Raw genomic sequence first — 19,797 nt, forward strand, 5'->3', positions numbered from 1 at the left:
CGCGGCGTGCGCAGCCGCGAGCGCCGCGTCAACCGGCCTGCGTGGCGCGCACCGCGCGCGCGGCGTTCACGGCGCGGATTTCCACGGCCGGCGGTTCATCCGCGGCCCCATTCTTCCCGGCTGTTCCAAGCGGAACGAGCACCACGCGCGCCGGCGTGCCGGGCGCGAGATGGAACCAGTCGTCGCGCGGCACGAATCCCGGCGCATCGATCTGCACATGGCGTGCGACGTGCCGCGTATCGATGTCGACGTGCCACGTGTCGCCGGTGCGCGACACGCACGCCTCCAGCCCGAGTTCGCGGCGCGCCAGCACCGCCGGATGCGTACGGGACGGGAAATGGAATGCCTGCGACAGCAGGGTGCCGTCGTCGCCGCGCAGGGTCGCGACGACGGTGTCGTGTTCGCAGGGCCCGAAGCGGTACGCGTAGGTCCAGTCGAAGAAGCGGCCGAGCAGCTCGGCCGAACCGATCCGCACGGTGTCGTGCGCGGCGATCCGAACCGGGCAGCCGGCCCGTGCAACCGCCGTGCGGCCGTCGCGCAGCGCGACCAGTTCGAGCGCCGCCGACAGCGGCGCGGGGCGCTCGTTGACGACATGCACGTCGAGCCCGTTCAGGCCTTCGTCGACGAGCAGCACCTGTACGGGTTGCAGCACCTGGCGCAGCGCGTGCCACGCGGATTTCGGCCGGTGCGCGGCGTCGATTACCCCCCAGCCGGCGCCCGGCATCACGTCCTGGAACTGCCAGATGAGCGCGCCGGCGCAGCGCGAGCCGGTGCGCCGCCATTCGGAAAACGTCTCGCGCATCAGGTCGGCGACCACCGCGCGCGACAGTTCGAAGTAGCGCGCCGGATCCTCGCGCCGCAGCCGGTCGGGCACGACGTCGTACAGCGTCTGCAGATAGTGGTCGCGAATGTCCTCGAAATCCCACGACGTGCCGGGGTCGCGCGGCACGGCGGCTTTCCAGCGCGGCTCGTGCACGCCGGGCCAGCCGAGCTCGGCGAGCGTCGCGTCGCATGGCACGTTCGAGAACGCGAGGCATTCGCTCGCGAAGCGCACGTCCGCGCGGCGCGCGTCATCGAGCGGGCGCAGGTAGGCACCCACACCGTAATAGTGCGACACGCGTTCGCGCGGCATGAACGGCAGCACGCCGCCGTCGGGCGAATCGGGCACGTACGGGACGTCGGGCCGGCATGCGGCCGCATGGCCGGCCAGCCGGTCGGCGGTCAGCTCGAGGAAGCGCTGCTTCGGCCCGAGCCCGGACATCGCGGCCTGCTGAGCGATCTCGCTGCCGCCGCACAGGACGGCAAGCGACGGCGATGCGCCGTGACGCGAGAGGAACTGTCGGGCTTCGCGATCGACGTTGTCCGCGAACGCGGGATCGTCGAGCGCGTAGTCGAAGTTCGCGAACATGAAATCCTGCCAGACCAGCAGCCCGAGCCGGTCGCACCACGCGTGAAAGGCATCGGCTTCGTAGGTCATCGTGCCGCCGACGCGGATCATGTTGAAGCCGGCGTCGCGCGCGAGCCCGAGCAGGCGGGTGTAGGTGGCGTCGTCCGCGTGCAGCGCGAGCGGCGCGGCACTGCTCCAGCACGCGCCGCGCGCGAACACGGGCACGCCGTTGACGCGCAGCCCGAAGCCCTTGCCGTCGGCACCGGGGTCGACCTCGATCGTGCGGAAGCCCGTCGCGCCGAGCGGTCGACGCTCGTCGCCGATATGCAGCGCAATGTCGTACAGCACCGGTTCGCCGTGCGTATGCGGCCACCAGCGGCACACGTTGGGCACCGCGACGCTTGCGCGCAGGCGATCGGGGCCCGCACGTTCGAGCGTGGCGTGGTGCTGGCCGCACGACAGCCGTGCCGCGAGCGCGTCGGGCAGCGGCGCGGCGAACGTCAGGTCCGCGTCGAGCCAGCCGGTGTCGCCTTCGATGCGCGCGTGCAGGTTGCAATCGGCGAGCACGGACCCGTCGGCCGGATCGAGCACGTCCACGGGCCGCCACGGGCCGGTCGGCACATGCGGCGGAAACCAGCCCGGCATGTGCCCGAACAGCGACGTGCGGATCGTGCGCAGGGCCGCCGGCTCCGCGAGGCGCGTGCGCCAGCGCGCGCGGCGCGGCGCGCGCGCGTCGCGCAGGTGCGGGGCGAGCGCGCGGAAACAGAGGGTCAGCCGGTGCGACCCGTCGAGCGACACGGGCACGTCGTGCGCGACGAACATGCTGTCGGAGCGGAGGATCGGCGTGTCGTCGAGCCACACCTGCGCGAGCGTCGCGAGGCCGTGAAAGCGCAGCACGCGCGGCCCGTGTCCACGCAGCTCGATCCGGTACCAGTGATCGCGCTCGTCGAGCGATACGGCTTCGTCGAGCCGGCCGGCGAGCGCGAGCGACTGTGCCACGGTACCGGGCACGGCCGCCGGAATCCAGCCGTTGCCGGCGGCCGGGAGATCGCGCGGTTCCCGTGCGGCCCCCGCGGCCGTCGCCAGCATCGACCACGCAGGTTGGGCGCGCGTGCGCGTCACCGCATGACCGGCACGGGTGCCGCCGCGTCGCTGTGCACGGGCGTCATGTGCCGCAGCGGCAAGGCGATCTGCCGTGCGCATGCGACCACGTCCGCGTAGGCGGCCTCGATCGCTTCGAGCGTCGAATCGCCGCGTTCCTCCTTGCCGCGCGCGCAGGCGCGCGCGAGCCGGAATTCCAGCACCATCGCCTCGGACGCGATGCGGTCGCACGCGGCGCGGATCTCCGCGAACGGCCCGACGCAGCCGCTGGCCTGCAGCCAGCGCGCGTAATGGCCGAACAGTTCGAAGTTCGCGCCGAGCTGCCGCACCGAGTTGAACGAGTACGCATGAAAGCGCTCGAGCGGCGAATCGGCGAGCGTCCGCGCGTCGGTCTGCAATTGCCGCCGGAACGCGGCGATCGGGTCGACCACCGGCAGGCGCCGCAGGTGGCGCTGCAGCGCGGCGAGCGACGTCTCGCACAGCGTGCGCTCGTCGAGCGGTGCAAACCGCCGTTTCGCGCATTCGACATAGGGTGGCAGCGTCATCGGCGAGCTGCCGCCGACGAGCCCGTCGTAGTCGAAATCCTCGGCCACGTAATAACCGCTGTTATGGAAGTAGCCGATCTGGCGATTCGCGCGGTCGATCGCATCGACGCCGATCGTCGTCTTCGTGTGCCGCGTGCGGTAGCTGCTGCCGCGCGTATCGGGCAGGAACCACGCGTCGACTTCGACGATCATCAGGTGACCGCGCGCGACCTGCGTCTCGATGTGCCGGTCGAGCGGTTCGTAGATCGAGTGCTCCTGCACGACGATGCCGTACAGCCGCTCCAGTTCGTCGTGCGGAAACTTGAAGAACGTGAACTGGTCGCCCTCGAAATCGAGCGCGATCGTAAACGGCAGCGCCGCGTACGGATTGAAGCCCCACCACCGGAGCACTTCGAGCCACATGTCGACGTAGCAGTTGGTCTGCTTCCAGACCATCTCCTGGCTGTGCAGCGGATGCGGCCGGTAGTGGCGCGCACGGTGGCGCACATCCTCGAACGACGCGTCTTCGCCGTCGCGGGACACGAATCTCATCGCGTGCCCCACAGCACGTCGCGGACTTCACGCGGCCATGCATCGATGTCGAAGCCGTGGTGGCGGAACAGCGCGAGCGTGAGCCGTTCGAGGCCGAAGCCGACGCAGCCCGTGTGCGCGACCTCGTCCGTCGCGGTACGGATGTTCCACAGCAGCCCGAAATGGTCCATGTGGTAATTGAAGCTCAGGCAGGCGGTCTGGCGATCGTCGTGCTCGATCGGGATCAGCAGCTCGAACTTCAGGTTCTGCTCGCGCTGGCTGTTCGCGACGATCTTGCCGCCGCGCCCGAAGAACGGGTCGTTCGCGAGGTCGATCGCGTTGGGCAGGCGCAGCGCCTCGATCATCCGCGTGCCGCGCTCGATCCAGGTCTCGCGGAACGAGACGATCTGCTCGGGCGTGCCGATCCGCACGTATTCGCGCATCCGGAACAGCTGCATGCGGGTCGGATCGAGCGACGGCTCGTGGCGGAAGCAGTACGAGAATACGTCGACGATCCGGCCGGCGGCCGGGAGCGCGCCCGCGCGTGCGACGACAGGGTAGACGGGGTAGCACGCGGCCGGCGTCATCACGACGTAGGTCGGTTTCTGGTTTTCGGTCCAGTCGTCGCCGCGATCGAGACACTGCAACAGGCGCTGGTGCTGATGCTCGTCGCCGCAGAACGCGTGCACGCTGCCCGCGAGCTGCGGGAAGCTCTTCATGTATTCGCTGCGCTCGAACTCGATGCGGCTCATGGCCGGCGGGAAGCGCAGCACTTCGGCCTGCTGGTCGGCGCCGATGCGCGTGACGAACGCGTCGAGCGCTTCCACGACGCGCTCGAACCGTTCGCTGCGGCCGAACAGGCCCTGGATGCCGGTCGAGACCAGCAGGCCCGCGTCGATCAGTTCGTCGCGCAGCGGGTTGACGCCCGCGCGGTCGAGCGGTGCGTCGGCGGGAGCGGAGGCGGCGGAGGGCACGGCAAGGCGATCGTTCACGTATGTTTCTCCAGCGTCGCAGGACGCAGCGCGAGCAGCAGGTTCGAGGTGTTGGTGGCAATGCGGTCGTTGCTGATCATCAGCGGCGCCGCATGCAGGTCGCGAATGTGGCGGCCGATGCTGAACGGCGTGCCTTGCTTGTAGCCGGCCATCCCGCAGATCATCATGGCCTGGTGCGCGACTTCCAGCGCGGTCGTCGACACGTAGGTCTTCAGCGTGTTGATCTCGGCGGCCCAGGCCATCCCGGCCGACCACGAGCGCGCGGTCGCGTTCGCATGGAGGCGCAGCACGTTGTCGACGCGGGCCTGCATCGCCTGCATCAGCGCGAGCGATTCGGCGATGCGTCGCGACGCGGGCGACGGTGCGCCGTCGGTCTGGCGTGCCTGTGCGCGGAAGAACTGGTGCGCGCGATGGAACGCGTCGCCGGCCACGCCGATCCAGACCGCGGCCCACAGGATGTGCGACACCGGCACCATCGTTTCCTCGGCGATCTTCGCGAACGGCACCGGCAGGCACTGGACGGCGGCGCCTTGCGCGTCGAGCTCGAAACCGTTGCTGCAGGTGCCGCGCATCCCGAGCGTGTCCCATTCGCCGCGGCGCGTGAGCGTGTAGCCGTCGCGCAGCAGCGTGACGAGTACCTGCTCGGAAGCCGGGGCGTCCGCATCGCGTCGTGCGGTCGCGAGGATGCCGTCCGCATAGTCGCCGTACGAGATCGTCGGCGCGGATTTGCGCAGCCGGAACTCGCCGCCGTCGGTTTCGAGCGCGCACTGGCTCGCGCGCAGGTTGCCGCCGACGCCGTTTTCCGACGTAGCCGATGCGAGCAGCCACTGGTGGCGCACGAGTTGCTGCAGGAACAGCTTGTGCCAGCCCTGGTCGACCGCGTGGTCGACGATGCAGGCGACCTGGATCTGGTGCATCGCGAACACCATGGCCGATGACGCGCAGGCCTGGCCGAGAATCGAGCAGGCCGACGCGATGTCCGCCAGCGACGCGCCAGCGCCGCCGAGATGGGTCGGCACCATTGCGCCGAGCAGGCGGCGCGCGCGCATCGCCTCGATCGCCTCGACGGGGCAGCGCGCGTCCCGGTCGACCGCGTCCGCGTGCTGCGCGGCGATCTGTGCGACGGCATGCGCGGCCTCGTCGAGCCGATGCGCATCGCTGTCGGTCGCGAGTTCGGGAAGCAGCGCGCTCATGCGGAGTGCTCGGTGCGTTGCAGCGTGGCGATCGTGTCCGCGAGCGCGTCGATGCTGCGGAACAGGTTGCGGTTCAGCATCTCGTCGGGAATCTCGATGTTGAATTGCTTCTCGATCGCGAGCATCAGCTGGATCGTGTCGAGCGACGAGAGGCCCGCTTCGTAGAGGTCGTCCCCGTCGCCGATCGAATCGATCGCGGCTTCGAGGTGGGCGACGTGCTTCAGGATGGTTCTGATTTCGTTTTTCACGTGCTGCTCCGGCGTGCGTGGTGTCGTCCGCTCGGGGCAGACGCGGCATACGCGCTGACGTCCCCCCGGCAGTCCGGCATCAGTAGACCATTGGCAGGCACGGCGTTCTGTTCGCCACCCTACAAACCGCTAACCCTGCTTATCGAGGAAGCGCAGCGCCGAAGCGCCGCGCGGGCAGGTCGGGCAGGCGGGTCAGGCGCGCGAAGCGGCCGGCACACCCGAGTCGGCCGACAGGATGCGCTTCATCTCGTCACGCACGATCGCGCGGCAGCCGCACGACATTTTCTCGAGACCGTCGAGGTCGGCGAGCTCGATCGAACTCCGGTATTGCCGGATCAGGCCCAGCTTCTGGATCTCGCCGGCGGCATCGGTGACCGTTTCGCGCCGCACGCCGAGCATCTGCGCCAGCATGCTGTGCGTCACCTGGATCTCGATGCTGCGGGTCCGGTCGTACGCGAGCAGGAACCATCTGCATAACTGATGTTTGAGCACGTGATGACGGCTGCAGAACGTGATCTGCGAGACCTGCGCCATCAGCAGCCGCACGCAGACGAACACGAGATGGCGAATGACCGGCGACGCGTCGAACGCGGCGGCGAACACGCGCCGGTCGAGCCGGTAGACGAACCCGTCGCGGCAGGCCACGGCCCGGCAGGGCATCCGGCCGCTGCCGCCGATCACGTCGTCGCAGGCCACGCTCTCGCTGCCGATCTCCGCGACTTCCAGCGTCATGCCGCCGGACGACACGTACTGCAGCGAAATCGCGGTCGTGACGGGCAGGTAGACCGCGGCGAGCATTTCGCCGGGCTCGCAGAGCACTTGCCCCGATTTCAGGTGGACGAGTTGAAGGTGGGGGACGAATGTCGCGAGATCGTCGCGGTCGACGGCCGCGAGAAACCGGTTCGCATCGAAGCTGTGGGACAGCTCGATCATCCCGTTCGCGTACGCGACGGTGTCAGGGGCCTGGTGAGTCACGGCGCATCCTCGTAGGGTGGCGGTCGCGCGTCGTCTCGGCGATACCCCGAAAATGGGGAATTCGCACGATCGTGCGGACTTGTGTTCGTCAGAAATGGAGTGACGATACTCGCGAAAAGGCTAACACGCCATTGAATTCGATCAATTGCACATTGCGTCATTTCACAAAGTTTGACGATTTTTGGCGGGCAGGAATGTTATCCGGATTTAATGATTGGTTTTAGCGGAATTAATCATCCGGAAATCGAATGGGACGTTCGGCATTCATTCGATGTCGAACGGGAATCAATCGAACGGTGCCGTGCTGCGTGCGAAGAAAGTCCCGGGCGGACATTGAACATTCTTTGACAATTAAAGGGTTGTCGCGAAAATATTCATAAAAATCAATGTGATGCGAGAGAAGTGTGCGTCAGGTGACAGAGCCGGAAATTAGTGTGTCGATTCAAATTTGAGACAGTTTCAAACAGCCGTGCGAGGCATGGTGCCGCGGCGAAGTGCTGCCGGGCACATCACGGAAACAATTGAAAATCGACTGTAAGTATATGAGCGACAAGCCTGGGAGCCGCGCCGTGTCTGTCTCGGTTCGATGCAGGGGAAATGATCAGTCAAATCGCTCGCGGTGTCCGGCGTCCGGAGGAGTGTCCGGAAATGAGACGCTTTTTTTGATTTTGGGCCGGTAATTCGGGCGATCTAAATCGGGCGTGATTCATATATTAAGGATGGGCATGGTTTGGCACGTAAATCGCTTATTCGGGCTGGCGTGTCGAAACGGGACGGCCGATTCGATCCGGCGGCAACAAAGCCGACGGTCGGTCGGAATCAGGGTTGTGGGCCGCAACCACTGCCGGCGTCCGGGCGCGCATCGCGATAACGAGTTCCGTGCCCGCGGCTGCAGGCGGCGCGGACGATAAAAGGGATACAGACATGCTTCATCTTCACTCGAGCTACTCGGCGAATGCCATCCTCGATGCCCTCCCGGAGGACAGCATCCGCAACATCGCACCGCATCTCGAACTGGTCAGGATCAAGGCCGGGATGCTCGAGCGGGTCGGCGAACCGATGCGCCACGTGCATTTCCCGACGACGTCGATGATGTCGGTGCAGCACCTGATGGAAGACGGTGCGATGGTCGAGGTGGCGCAGGTCGGCCGCGAGGGAGTGGTCGGTCTGGCGACGCTGGTCGGTGGTGCCGCGGCGTCGCACCGGGTCGAGGTCCGCATCGGCGGGATGGCCTATCGTGTGCCGAGCTGCGTGATGCGCGCCGAATTCGAGCGGTCGCCGGCGACCTACCGGCTGCTGCTCAGCTACTGCCAGGCAGCGATGGCGCAGATCTCGCGCGGCGCGCTGTGCAACCGGCATCACTCGGTCAGCGAGCAGCTCAGCCGCTGGCTGCTGCTCGCACACGACCGCATCGACGGCGACGAACTGGCGGTCACGCAGCAGACGATCGCGAACATGCTCGGCGTGCGGCGCGAAGGCGTGACGGAAGCGGCCGGCAACCTGCAGGAATCCGGGCTGATCCGGCAGCGCCGCGGCCGCATCACGGTGCTCGACCGCGACGGCCTCGAACATCACGCGTGTGAATGCTACGACCTGATTCGCGCCGACTATCGCAGGCTGCTCGGCACGCGCGGGACGGCAAGGCCGATACCCGTTCGGCCCCGCATGCCGGACGAGCGTCGCGGGTTCCCCGCACATGGTGCGTGACGATGCACCCGAGGTTCGGTGGAACGAATGCGATGCGGCGTGCCGCGATCGCAGCGACCGACGCCGTGCTCGTGCTGGCCGGCGCGCTCGCGGCGCAGGCGGCCTCGGGCCTCGCGTGGCGCGCGCTGTCCGACGCGCAGCGCGGAGCGATCGCGCTGCTGTGCGTGCTGACCGTGGCGTTGCTGCCGCGCTACCTGCGCACCGCGCGTGGCAGCGTGGCGCCGCAAGGCGGCACGCATGCGCTGACGCAGACGATCGTGGCGCTCGTCTGCGCGAGCGTGCTGACGGTGGCGGCCGCGATGTGGATCATGAACCGAGGCGGCACGATCACGACACGCTGGATCGCGCGCACGGTGCTGGCCGGCGACGCGGCGCTACTGCTCGGCCGTGCCGCGCTGCTGGCGCTGGCATTGACGCGCGACGACCCGCGCGCGCGGCAGCGCCGCGTCGCGGTGGTCGGTGCGACGGCGTACGGGCGTGTCGCGGTCGAGCGGATGCAGCTCGCGCCGCAGGGGCCTTTCGTGGCGGCGTGCGTATTCGATGACGACGCACCGGCTGCCGCCGGCGGCATCGGCGGCGTGCCGGTGATCGACGACTGGAACGCACTGCGCGACCTGATTCGCGGTGGCGAGATCGACGAGGTATGGCTCACGCTGCCGATGTCGCACGAGTGGCGGATCCAGCGCATCGTCCGCGAGTTGCGCGACGAGTTCGTGGAATTGCGGCTGCTGCCCGACGTGCGGCAGATGGCGATGGTCGATCGCTCGGCGACCGACGTGCTCGGCATGCCGGCGATCAATCTCGCGACCACGCCGCGCTCGGCGCCGGAGCTGTGGGCGAAGTTCGCGTTCGACCGGCTGTTCGCATTCGGTGTGCTGATTCCGCTGCTGCCGCTGCTGTCGATGCTGGCGATCGCGGTCAAGCTGTCGTCGCCTGGGCCCGTTCTGTTCAGGCAGCGCCGCAAGGGCGTCGACGGCCGGGAGTTCGACATCCTGAAGTTCCGAACGATGCGCGTGCATCGCGCACAACCGGGCGTCGTGCGGCAGGCGTCGCGCAACGATGCGCGCATCACGCGCGTCGGCGCGTTCCTGCGGCGCACGTCGCTCGACGAACTGCCACAGTTCTTCAACGTGCTGTTCGGGCAGATGTCCGTCGTCGGCCCGCGTCCGCATGCGATCGAACACGACGACCTTTACCGGCAACTGATCGACTGCTACATGTATCGCTACCGGGTGCGGCCCGGCATCACCGGATGGGCACAGGTGAACGGCTATCGCGGCGAGACGCGCAAGGTCGAGGCGATGGAGGCGCGCGTCAAGTTCGACCTGTTCTACATGCAGAACTGGAGCTTCTGGTTCGACATGAAGATCATCCTGCTGACGGTCGTGCGCGGTTTTATCGGGCGGAATGCCTTTTGAGGATTGCGAATCGTCCTGTGAGGTAAATCACGCCGGCAAATCCGTCGGTGGATCGATGTCGAACCGAAGGACAGACGCGATCATGCGGCGAATTGCTGCGCTGCAGCCGCGCTGACGGGCGTTTCGGCGTGAATCTTGCATCGTGTTTTCGCGTCCGTCCCCAGTTTGCGCGAGCCTTCACGTGCATCGCGGGGCACACTGATTCCGGTCAACACACACCCGCTCAATGGGTTTATCCTGCATCGCATGCGTCCGGCGCCTGATGCGTCCGGGCGCGTATCCGTGGCGCGGCGGCGCCGGTCGAACCTTGCCCGCCGCACACCGGCGCGACACTGCGCGCGACCGTTTTCCGCGCGGAACCCGGAACAGGAGAGACGCCATGGCGCTCGACGCACAACAACGGCAGACGCTGAAACAGCGGCTGAACGAGAGCGAGCAGACGTTACGTGCGGAGATCCGCACGAGCGAAGACCAGCGCGCGTCGGAATCCTATGCAGATCTCGCCGGCGCGGCGCCGGACGAGGGCGACGAGGCGAATGCGGACCTGTTCGTCGACGTCGATCATGCATTGATCGGCATGAAACTGACCGAACTGCGCGCCGTCGGCCGCGCGCAGCAGCGGATGCGCGACGGCAGCTACGGTGAATGCATCGACTGCGACGGTTCGGTCGGCTATGAGCGCCTGCTGGCGCGCCCGACTGCCGAACGCTGCACGCATTGCCAGTCGATCTACGAGCGGCACTACGCCACGACGCCGCGCGCTACCCTCTGACGTCGGGCCGCAACGTCGCAGCACGCGACGCACGGTCGGCGTACGATGATGAACGTGCGCCCGGCGGCGTCGGCATGCGGCACCGCGCGGGCAGACGGCGTCGCGCACGCGCGCGGCACCATCCACGTGGAAGGGAGCCACGCCGATCATGCCGATCCACAATGCCGGGTATGCGGCCGTGTTCGCCGAGATCGCCGACATGCTCGAGATCCAGGGCGCCAATCCGTTCCGGGTGCGCGCGTATCGCAACGCCGCGCGCACGATCGCCGACTACGGGCGCGATATCGCGACGATGATCGCGAACGGCGACGATCTCGGGAAGATTCCGTCGATCGGGCCCGATCTCGCGTCGAAGCTGCGCGAGATCGCCGCGACCGGCACCTGCGAATTGCAGCAAACGCTGCGTCACGCGCTGCCGGGCGCGATCGTCGAGCTGCTCGACGTGCCGGGGCTCGGCGCGAAACGCGTGAAGGCGCTGCATGAAGCGCTGCACGTCGATTCGCTCGAACAGCTTCGTGCCGAGGCGAAGAGCGGGCACGTGCGTGAATTGCCCGGCTTCGGCGCGAAAACCGAAGCCCATCTGCTCGAAGCGATCGACGACCGGCTGCAACGCGAACCCCACCGCTTCCTGCTGCCGGATGCGGCGCACTCGCTGCTGCCGCTGCTCGAACGCCTGCGCGCGATTGCCGGTGTCGGCAAGGCCGTGCCGGCCGGCAGCTTCCGCCGCCGCCGCGAGACGGTCGGCGATCTCGACATCCTCGTCACCGCACGCGATCCGCAGGCCGTCGCCGACGCGTTCGTCGGCTACGGCGAGGTGGCGCGCGTGCTGGCGCACGGCAAGACGAAGTCGAGCGTCGTGCTCGCGAACGGGTTGCAGGTCGACCTGCGCGTCGTCGATGCCGACGCGTTCGGCGCGGCGCTCGTCTACTTCACCGGATCGAAGGCGCACAACATCGCGTTGCGCAGGATTGCGCAGGCCGGTGGGCTGAAGATCAACGAATATGGCGTGTTTCGCGGCGACGAACGGATCGCCGGCGCGACCGAGGCGTCGGTTTACGCGGCGATCGGGCTGCACGAAGTCCCGCCCGAATTGCGCGAGGATCGTGGCGAGATCGACGCGGCGCGCACGGGCACGCTGCCGGCGCTGGTCGAGCGCAAGCAGGTGCATGGCGACCTGCATGCGCATACCGACGCGTCGGCCGGCCGCGACAGCTTGCGCGCGATGGCCGATGCGGCACGCGCGCGCGGATTCGCGTACCTGGCCATCACCGACCGGGCACCGGATGCCGGCGGCGGCAGCAACGGCTTCGACTGGCTTGCCCGGCAACTCGACGAGATCGACCGCCTGAACGCGTCGTTCGACGATTTCGTGCTGCTCAAGGGAGTGGAGGCCGGCATTCTCGAGGACGGCAGCCTCGACGTGCCCGACACGTTGCTCGGCCGGCTCGATCTCGTGGTCGGTGCGGTACGTGACGGCTTCGAGTTGTCGCGCGACGCGCAGACCGCGCGCGTGCTGCGCGCGATGGACCAGCCGCATTTCACGATTCTCGCGCACCCGACGGGCCGCATGCTCGGCGAGCGCGACGCGTGCGAACTCGACGTGGCACGCGTGATCGCGCACGCCGCGGCGCGCCGCTGTTTCGTTGAACTCGACGCGCAGCCGCGGCGGCTCGACCTGCCGGACATCTGGTGCCGCGAGGCCGCGAAGGCCGGCGTGCCGGTGGCGATCGGCTCGGATGCGTGCAGCACGGACGAACTCGACAATCTCGCCTACGGCGTCGATCAGGCGCGGCGCGGCTGGCTGACGCGGGCCGACGTGCTGAACACGCGCACGCTCGCGCAATTGAGGCCGCTGCTTGCACGCACGATGGGCGCGGACGGCGCGTCCAGGCGCCGCGGCTCGAAGGGCGCATGAACGCACCGGCGGGCGCGTCGCCCGCCGCGCGTGAAGGCGGTCACGTCATGCCAGCACGCCGGCCGCCGGCACGTAGGGCAGGCCGAGCGCCAGCGCGACCGCTTCGTATGTGATGTGCCCGTCGCACACGTTCAGGCCCGCGCGCAGGTGCGGATCGTCGGTCATCGCCTGCTTCCAGCCCTTGTCGGCGAGCGCAAGCGCGTGCCCGAGCGTCGCGTTGTTCAGCGCGAAGGTCGACGTGCGCGCGACCGCGCCGGGCATGTTCGCGACGCAGTAGTGCACGACGCCATCGACGACGAAGGTCGGGTCCGCGTGCGTCGTCGCGTGCGAAGTCTCGAAGCATCCGCCCTGGTCGATCGCGACGTCGACGACGACTGCCCCGGTGCGCATCGTCGCGATCATGTCGCGCGTGACGAGCCGCGGCGCCGATGCGCCCGGCACGAGCACGGCGCCGATCACGACGTCGGCATCGCGCACGGCTTCGTCGATCGTGTGCGCGTTCGAGCAGACGGTCGCGATCCGGTTGGCGAACACGAGGTCGAGCTGGCGCAGCCGGTTCACGTTGGTGTCGAGCACGGTGACGCGCGCGCCGAGGCCGACCGCCATCTGCAGCGCGCCGGTGCCCACCACGCCCGCGCCGAGCACGACGACGTGCGCGGCCGGCACGCCGGGCACACCGGCCATCAGCACGCCGCGCCCGCCGCGCGGGCTTTCGAGGTGGGTCGCCGCGACCTGGATCGACATGCGCCCGGCCACCTCGCTCATCGGCGCGAGCAGCGGCAGGCCGCCGCCCGGGCCCGTCACGGTTTCGTAGGCGATGCAGACGGCGCCGGACTTCACGAGTGCCGCGGCCTGTCCGGGATCGGGCGCGAGATGCAGGTACGTGTAGAGGATCTGCCCGCGCCGCAACATCGCGCATTCCGCCGGCTGCGGCTCCTTGACCTTGATGATCATGTCGGCGCGCGCGAAGACTTCGTCGGCACCGTCGCAGAGCGATGCGCCCGCGGCCGTGTAGTCGTTGTCGAGCAGGCCGATCGCGGTGCCCGCGCCGCGCTGCACCAGCACGCGGTGGCCGTGCCGAGTGAGTTCGCGTGCGCCGGCCGGCGTGAGGCCGACACGGTATTCGTGGTTCTTGATCTCCTTCGGCACGCCGATCAGCATGAGTCGCCTCCATGGCCTTCGTTATCGTTGTCGTGCAGGTGCGCCGTGCGGCCGGTCGCGCGGATGCGTATCGACCGCGGTACTGGAATAACAGGGTAGTGGTGCGCGGAGGGAAGTCAAGCGGCCGGCCCGCGCGCACTGCGTTGCAACATCGGTCGTGGCGGGTTGCGACCGGAGGTCGCAATGCAGGGGCTGCCGGGTTTCGGTATCGTCACGGGTGTCGCGGCCCGGGGCCGCGCGCCGGCGCTTCGCCGGCAGCACGTCGAGATAACGACACAACGAGACGAGGGCATTGACCGACATGACCGGGGCGTATTTCAGCGTGCCGACGCTTTGCGCGATCGCGCTCATTCACGTGTACTGGGCGTTGGGCGGGCGGCGCGGCAAGCGTGCGGCCATTCCGGAGCAGGACGGCGAGCCGCTGCTGCGGCCGACCGCCATCGGCACGCTCGCCGTCGCGGCGGCATTGCTGGGTGGCGCGTGCGTGGTTGCCGCGCGTGCCGGCTGGCTGGGGCCGAACCCGTATCCCGGCACGATCTCGTTCGCGGTCGTTGCGCTCGCATTGATCTTCGCGGTGCGGGCCGTCGGCGATTTCCGTTACGTCGGCTTCTTCAAGCGGATTCGCGGGTCGCGTTTCGCGCGGATGGACACGCTGTATTACTCGCCGCTGTGCGCGGCGCTGGCGCTGTCCATCGCGTCGATGTTCTGGCCGCGGTGAACGCGCGTTTCAGCGCTTAGGCGTTTCCCGTTCCGTAAGGTATTCCGCCGGCACGGTATCCGTCAGCCATACGCCGTTTTCGGCGACGAAGAACGTGTGGCCTTGCCGATGCATGCGCTGCGCATCGACCTCGAGAATCACGGGCACGCCGTAGCGCGTGCCGACGGCCAGCGCGGTCCGGATGTCCGGCGACAGATGCACGTGATGACGGGCACCGGGTATCAGCCCTTGCGCCCGAATCGAATCCAGGAAGCGCGTCGCGGTGCCGTGATAAAGACGCTCGGGCGGTTGCGCGGCCGGATAGTTGCGCTGCACGACGGGCGTCGAATGGCCTTGTACCGCGCGGATGCGTCGGCCGTCGTCGGAGAGGGCGAAGCGCTGCTTGTCGTTGGTCGCGCAGACGGTTTCGAGCGTCGCGCGATCGATGGGATGCCCCAGGCGGGCGATGCCGGCGATCAGTTCGTCGATGTCGGCCCAGCCTTCCGGGTCGAGCCGCAGCCCGATCGTTTGCGGCGCGTGGCGCAGCAGGTAGCTGAGGGTTCGGCTGATGCGGGTCGCGTCGGCCGCCGGCAGTTCATTCTTGTGTGGTCTCATGAGACGCGGAGGCTACCAGAGCGCGATGCAAACCGGCACCCATCGGTGCGCCGCGTGGCTGGAAAGCCACAGCCTTCCGCGAAACCCGACACACGACAATCCTTTGCCTGACGCCCGCGTCAGCGGGTAATCGCGCGAATCCTTTCGCGTTCCGGCTTCCGGACTTTTCAATTGTTGCGATTTTCGATGCATTGAATTGCATTGGCGTACCTTTGAATGGAACCGGTTCCATATATAATTCGCGGCACTTGTCGCCGGGCCCGAAAGAGGGTCGTGCACGTTGCGCTTGCTGTCGGCAAACGCGACGTCTAAGTTGAATGAGGGTCATGAGCGGTGAGGGGCAGATGCGGGCAGATGCCGGTATTTGTCAGACGATAAGGCTCACAAAGAAGCCGATCCGTGCAGCGCAGCCTGAACCGGCGCGACGCGCGGCCGCATGAAGGCGCTGCCGCGCATTGCATGGGCGGCGCCTGCATCGAGGTGGTTCGCAACAGACGAAAGAACAGGACGGCCAGCCGATTGCGGCGAGGCTGCCATGCCGGGCATGCCGCATGCGGAGTGCGCGCGTCCGGGCCCCGAGATCCCCAACGATCAACATCCGACCATGTCCACGTCACCTGACAAACCCAACTCGCGCCGCCGTTTCCTGCGCACGTCGGTCGCGCTCGTGCCGATCGCGTCGGTCGCCGGCTGCGACCTGCGCTCGTCGTCGCCTTCCGCGACGACCGGCAACGCGCCCGGTGCATCGGCCGGCGCCGAACGCGCCCCGTACAAGCCGACCTTCTTCGATGCGAAGGAATGGGCGTTCGTCCAGGCCGCCGTCGACCGGCTGATTCCGGCCGACGCCGAAGGCCCCGGCGCGCTCGAATCGGGCGTGCCCGAATTCATCGACCGCCAGATGGAGACGCCGTATGCGCACGGCGCGACCTGGTACATGCAGGGGCCGTTCCAGCAAGGCGTGCCCGAGCTTGGCTACCAGCTGAAGCTGGTGCCGCGCGACATCTACCGGCTCGGTATCGCGGCGGTCAACCGCTATTGCGAGAAGACCCACGGCAAGGCGTTCGCGGAGCTCGACGCGCCGACGCGCGATACCGTGCTGGGCGCGCTGGAGAAGGGCGGCGCGCAGATCGACGACGTGCCGCCCGGCGTGTTCTTCGGCCAGTTGCTGCAGAACACGCGCGAAGGCTATTTCTGCGATCCGGTGCATGGCGGCAATCACGACATGGCCGCGTGGAAGATGATCGGTTTTCCCGGCGCGCGCGCGGACTTCATGGATTTCGTCAACCAGAGCGGCAAGCCCTATCCGTACGGCCCCGTCTCGATCAACGGGGAGCGCAGCTGATGGCCGCAGAGAAAAAACCGCATGTCGATGCGGTGATCGTCGGTTTCGGCTGGACCGGCGCGATTCTCGCGAAGGAACTGACCGAAGCGGGCTTGAACGTGGTCGCGCTCGAGCGCGGCGAGTATCGCGACACCTATCCGGACGGCGCGTATCCGAACACGATCGACGAGCTGACCTACAACATCCGCAAGAAGCTGTTCCTCGACCTGTCGAAGACGACGGTGTCGATCCGCCACGGGCTGCAGGATACCGCGCTGCCGTACCGGCAGCTCGCCGCGTTCCTGCCGGGTGAAGGCGTGGGCGGCGCGGGGCTGCACTGGTCGGGCGTGCATTTCCGGATCACGCCGGAAGAGCTGCGCCTGCGCAGCCACTATGAAGAGCGCTACGGCAAGAAGTTCATCCCCGAAGGGATGACGATCCAGGACACCGGCGTGACCTACGACGAGCTCGAGCCGCATTTCGATTTCGCGGAGAAGGTGTTCGGCACGTCGGGGCAGGCGTACAAGGTCGGCGGCAAGGTGGTCGGCGACGGCAACGTGTTCGAAGCGAACCGCAGCGACAACTTCCCGCTGCCCGCGCAGCTCAACACGTATTCGGCGCAGCGATTCTCCGATGCGGCGAAGTCGCTCGGCCTGCACCCGTACCGGCTGCCGTCGGCGAACACGTCGGGCCCGTACACGAACCCTTACGGCGTACAGATGGGCCCGTGCAACTTCTGCGGCTACTGCAGCGGTTATGCGTGCTACATGTACTCGAAGGCGTCGCCGAACCTGAACATCCTGCCCGCGCTGAAGCAGGCGCCGAACTTCGAGCTGCGCTCGAAGTGCCACGTGCTGCGCGTCGACCTCGACGACACGAAGAAGCGCGCGACGGGCGTGACCTATGTCGACCCGGCCGGGCGTGAAGTGCACCAGCCGGCCGATCTCGTGATCGTGGCCGCGTTCCAGTACCACAACGTGCACCTGCTGCTGCTGTCGGGCATCGGCAAGCCGTACGACCCGATCTCGGGCGAAGGCGTGGTGGGCCGCAATTTCGCGTACCAGAACCTGTCGACGATCAAGGCGTTCTTCGACAAGGACACCTACACGAATCCGTTCATCGGCGCGGGCGGCAACGGCGTCGCGGTGGACGATTTCAACGCGGACAACTTCGACCACGGCCCGCTCGGCTTCGTCGGCGGCTCGCCGCTGTGGGTGAACCAGGCCGGCGTGAAGCCGATCAGCGGCATCGCGACGCCGCCCGGTACGCCGCAGTGGGGCTCGGCGTGGAAGAAGGCGGTCAAGGACAACTACGCGCACACGATCTCGATGGACGCGCACGGCACCAACATGTCGTACCGCGACGTGTACCTCGACCTCGATCCGACCTATCGCGATTCGTACGGCCAGCCGCTGCTGCGGATGACCTTCGACTGGAAGGACAACGACATCAAGATGGCGCAGTACGTGACCGGGCAGATGAAGAAGATCGCGGAGGCGATGGGGCCGAAGGCGATCGGCGTGTCGACGCGCGAGTTCGGCAAGCACTTCGATTCGCGCGCATACCAGACGACTCACCTCGTCGGCGGCGCGATCATGGGCACCGACCCGAAGACGAGCGTGCTGAACCGCTACCTGCAGTGCTGGGACGTGCACAACGTGTTCGTGATGGGCGCGTCGGCGCTGCCGCAGGGCATCGGCTACAACCCGACCGGGATCATCGCGGCGCTGGCCTACTGGTCGGCACGTGCGATCCGCGAGCAATACCTGAAAAATCCCGCTCCGCTGGTGACCGTATGAAGAGGACGATGAACCACAACGTCGCGCGCCGCATGTCGCGCGCGCTGGCGGCCGGCGCGGCCTGGGCCGCGCTCGGCTTCGCAGGCGCGACGGCGTTTGCGCAGCCGGCTGCGCCTGCGGCGGCTTCCGGCCCGGCGGCTGCACCCGCGGCCCGGTCCGCCGACGCGAACCTGATCAAGCGCGGCGAATACCTCGCGCGGGCGGGCGACTGTATCGCGTGCCATACCGCGAGCGGCGGCAAGCCGTTCGCGGGCGGGCTGAAATTCGACACGCCGATCGGCGGCATCTATTCGACGAACATCACGCCGGACCCGAAGACGGGCCTCGGCGGCTGGACTTACGAGGACTTCACGCGCGCGGTGCGCGAAGGCGTGCGCAAGAACGGCGACACGATGTATCCGGCCATGCCGTTCCCGTCGTACGCGCGCCTGACCGACGACGACATGAAGGCGCTGTACGCGTACTTCATGCACGGCGTCGCACCCGTCGAGCACGAGAACCGTGCGGTCGACATCGTGTGGCCGCTGTCGATGCGCTGGCCGCTTACGATCTGGCGCAAGATGTTCGCCCCGACGCCGAAGCCGTTCGACGCGGCGCCGTACACCGATCCGGTGGTCGCGCGCGGCGCGTATCTCGTGCAGGGTCTCGGCCACTGCGGCGCGTGCCACACGCCGCGCGCGCCGACGATGCAGGAGCGCGGGCTGACCGACGCGGACGGCCCGGACTTCCTGGCCGGCGGTGCGGCGATCGATGGCTGGGTGCCGACGAGCCTGCGCGGCGAGCCGCGCACGGGTCTCGGCACGTGGAACGAAACCGAGATCGTGCAGTTCCTGAAGACGGGCCGCACGCTGCGCACGGCTGCATTCGGCGGGATGACGGACGTGGTCGGCCACAGCATGCAGCACATGACCGACGACGACCTGAACGCAATCGCGCGCTACCTGAAGACGCTGCCGCCGCGCGTGCAGGGCGAGCAGCCGCACGTGTACGACGCGGCGGCTGCCAAGGCCCTGCAGGCCGGCGACGCGAGCAAGCCGGGCGCGGCCGTCTATCGCGACAACTGCACGGCCTGCCACCGCAGCGACGGCCATGGCTACACGCGCGTGTTCCCGGCGCTCGCCGGCAACCCGGTCGTGCAGGGCGACGATCCGACCTCGCTGATCCACGTCGTGCTGGAAGGCAGCGCGCTGCAGGGCACGCGTACCGCGCCGTCGACGTTCACGATGCCGCCGTTCGGCTGGCGCCTGTCGGACCAGGAAGTCGCGGACGTGTCCAACTTCGTGCGCACGAGCTGGGGCAACACGGGGGCGCCGGTGACCGCCGCGCAGGTCGCGAAGGTGCGCAAGAGCGTGCCGTCGACCCGGCCCGAACCGCCGCCGGGCGCGCGGTTCCCGCAAGCGTCGCGCTGACGGGGGCGGCGGGGCGCCCGCCCCGCCTGTCC

16 protein-coding genes are annotated in these 19,797 nt (G+C 68.0%); 8 read left to right on the forward strand and 8 right to left on the reverse strand.

Annotated features, from left to right (window positions below):
* Positions 1 to 28: 28 nt before the first annotated feature.
* The 6 genes from FOZ70_RS16925 to FOZ70_RS16950 form a co-directional block, all read right to left on the reverse strand.
* The gene (locus FOZ70_RS16925) at positions 29 to 2,509 is read right to left on the reverse strand and encodes a glycoside hydrolase family 2 protein (RefSeq protein ID WP_219706302.1); all 2,481 of its coding nucleotides are present in this window, start codon (positions 2,507 to 2,509) and stop codon (positions 29 to 31) included.
* On the reverse strand, positions 2,506 to 3,564 hold the full coding sequence (locus tag FOZ70_RS16930) for a DUF1839 family protein (RefSeq protein WP_219706303.1): 1,059 nt from the start codon (positions 3,562 to 3,564) through the stop codon (positions 2,506 to 2,508). The genes FOZ70_RS16925 and FOZ70_RS16930 overlap by 4 nt, the downstream gene beginning before the upstream one ends.
* Positions 3,561 to 4,535 carry an amino acid--[acyl-carrier-protein] ligase gene (locus FOZ70_RS16935; protein ID WP_219706304.1) on the reverse strand — a complete coding sequence of 325 codons (975 nt, stop codon included), beginning with the start codon at positions 4,533 to 4,535 and terminating at the stop codon, positions 3,561 to 3,563. The genes FOZ70_RS16930 and FOZ70_RS16935 overlap by 4 nt, the downstream gene beginning before the upstream one ends.
* Complete coding sequence (locus FOZ70_RS16940) at positions 4,532 to 5,728, reverse strand: acyl-CoA dehydrogenase family protein (protein ID WP_021159460.1); 1,197 nt, start codon at positions 5,726 to 5,728, stop codon at positions 4,532 to 4,534. Before FOZ70_RS16940 ends, FOZ70_RS16935 begins: the two co-directional genes overlap by 4 nt.
* Complete coding sequence (locus tag FOZ70_RS16945) at positions 5,725 to 5,976, reverse strand: acyl carrier protein (RefSeq protein ID WP_006490451.1); 252 nt, start codon at positions 5,974 to 5,976, stop codon at positions 5,725 to 5,727. The genes FOZ70_RS16940 and FOZ70_RS16945 overlap by 4 nt, the downstream gene beginning before the upstream one ends.
* A gap of 192 nt (positions 5,977 to 6,168) precedes the next feature.
* Positions 6,169 to 6,951 (reverse strand): Crp/Fnr family transcriptional regulator, encoded by a 783-nt coding sequence (locus FOZ70_RS16950; RefSeq protein WP_175850445.1) that lies wholly within the window; start codon positions 6,949 to 6,951, stop codon positions 6,169 to 6,171.
* Positions 6,952 to 7,875: 924 nt separating this feature from the next.
* On the opposite strand from FOZ70_RS16950, the gene FOZ70_RS16955 reads away from it, so the two are divergent.
* The 4 genes from FOZ70_RS16955 (at position 7,876) to polX (ending at position 12,763) form a co-directional block, all read left to right on the forward strand.
* Positions 7,876 to 8,658 (forward strand): Crp/Fnr family transcriptional regulator, encoded by a 783-nt coding sequence (locus tag FOZ70_RS16955; RefSeq protein WP_124466075.1) that lies wholly within the window; start codon positions 7,876 to 7,878, stop codon positions 8,656 to 8,658.
* Between the two features lie 32 nt (positions 8,659 to 8,690).
* Positions 8,691 to 10,076, forward strand: coding sequence for an undecaprenyl-phosphate glucose phosphotransferase (locus FOZ70_RS16960; RefSeq protein ID WP_059623405.1), 1,386 nt, complete (start codon positions 8,691 to 8,693; stop codon positions 10,074 to 10,076).
* 379 nt (positions 10,077 to 10,455) lie between these two features.
* Positions 10,456 to 10,848: a TraR/DksA family transcriptional regulator gene (locus FOZ70_RS16965; RefSeq protein WP_021160664.1), complete on the forward strand. Its 393-nt coding sequence runs from the start codon at positions 10,456 to 10,458 to the stop codon at positions 10,846 to 10,848.
* A gap of 148 nt (positions 10,849 to 10,996) precedes the next feature.
* Complete coding sequence (gene polX, locus FOZ70_RS16970) at positions 10,997 to 12,763, forward strand: DNA polymerase/3'-5' exonuclease PolX (protein ID WP_219706305.1); 1,767 nt, start codon at positions 10,997 to 10,999, stop codon at positions 12,761 to 12,763.
* A 45-nt stretch (positions 12,764 to 12,808) separates the two neighbouring features.
* On the opposite strand, the gene ald is transcribed toward polX, so the two are convergent.
* Positions 12,809 to 13,924 (reverse strand): alanine dehydrogenase, encoded by a 1,116-nt coding sequence (ald, locus tag FOZ70_RS16975; protein ID WP_059485035.1) that lies wholly within the window; start codon positions 13,922 to 13,924, stop codon positions 12,809 to 12,811.
* A 301-nt stretch (positions 13,925 to 14,225) separates the two neighbouring features.
* Here ald and FOZ70_RS16980 point away from each other — a divergent pair, with 301 nt between their 5' ends.
* Complete coding sequence (locus tag FOZ70_RS16980; protein WP_027791422.1) at positions 14,226 to 14,642, forward strand: DUF3995 domain-containing protein; 417 nt, start codon at positions 14,226 to 14,228, stop codon at positions 14,640 to 14,642.
* A 9-nt stretch (positions 14,643 to 14,651) separates the two neighbouring features.
* Here the strand turns inward: FOZ70_RS16980 and FOZ70_RS16985 are convergent, their stop codons facing one another.
* On the reverse strand, positions 14,652 to 15,236 hold the full coding sequence (locus FOZ70_RS16985) for an RNA 2'-phosphotransferase (RefSeq protein ID WP_219706306.1): 585 nt from the start codon (positions 15,234 to 15,236) through the stop codon (positions 14,652 to 14,654).
* A gap of 604 nt (positions 15,237 to 15,840) precedes the next feature.
* Between FOZ70_RS16985 and FOZ70_RS16990 the strand changes: the two genes are divergently transcribed.
* From FOZ70_RS16990 to FOZ70_RS17000, 3 genes are read left to right on the forward strand one after another with little or no spacing between them, the layout of a single operon-like run.
* The gene (locus FOZ70_RS16990; RefSeq protein WP_059591461.1) at positions 15,841 to 16,578 is read left to right on the forward strand and encodes a gluconate 2-dehydrogenase subunit 3 family protein; all 738 of its coding nucleotides are present in this window, start codon (positions 15,841 to 15,843) and stop codon (positions 16,576 to 16,578) included.
* Positions 16,578 to 18,356 carry a GMC family oxidoreductase gene (locus FOZ70_RS16995; protein WP_021163240.1) on the forward strand — a complete coding sequence of 593 codons (1,779 nt, stop codon included), beginning with the start codon at positions 16,578 to 16,580 and terminating at the stop codon, positions 18,354 to 18,356. The genes FOZ70_RS16990 and FOZ70_RS16995 overlap by 1 nt, the downstream gene beginning before the upstream one ends.
* Complete coding sequence (locus FOZ70_RS17000; RefSeq protein ID WP_048021877.1) at positions 18,353 to 19,765, forward strand: cytochrome c; 1,413 nt, start codon at positions 18,353 to 18,355, stop codon at positions 19,763 to 19,765. Before FOZ70_RS16995 ends, FOZ70_RS17000 begins: the two co-directional genes overlap by 4 nt.
* Positions 19,766 to 19,797 lie beyond the last annotated feature (32 nt).

Source organism: Burkholderia sp. COPS, from assembly GCF_019425585.1.
GTDB lineage: Bacteria > Pseudomonadota > Gammaproteobacteria > Burkholderiales > Burkholderiaceae > Burkholderia > Burkholderia cepacia.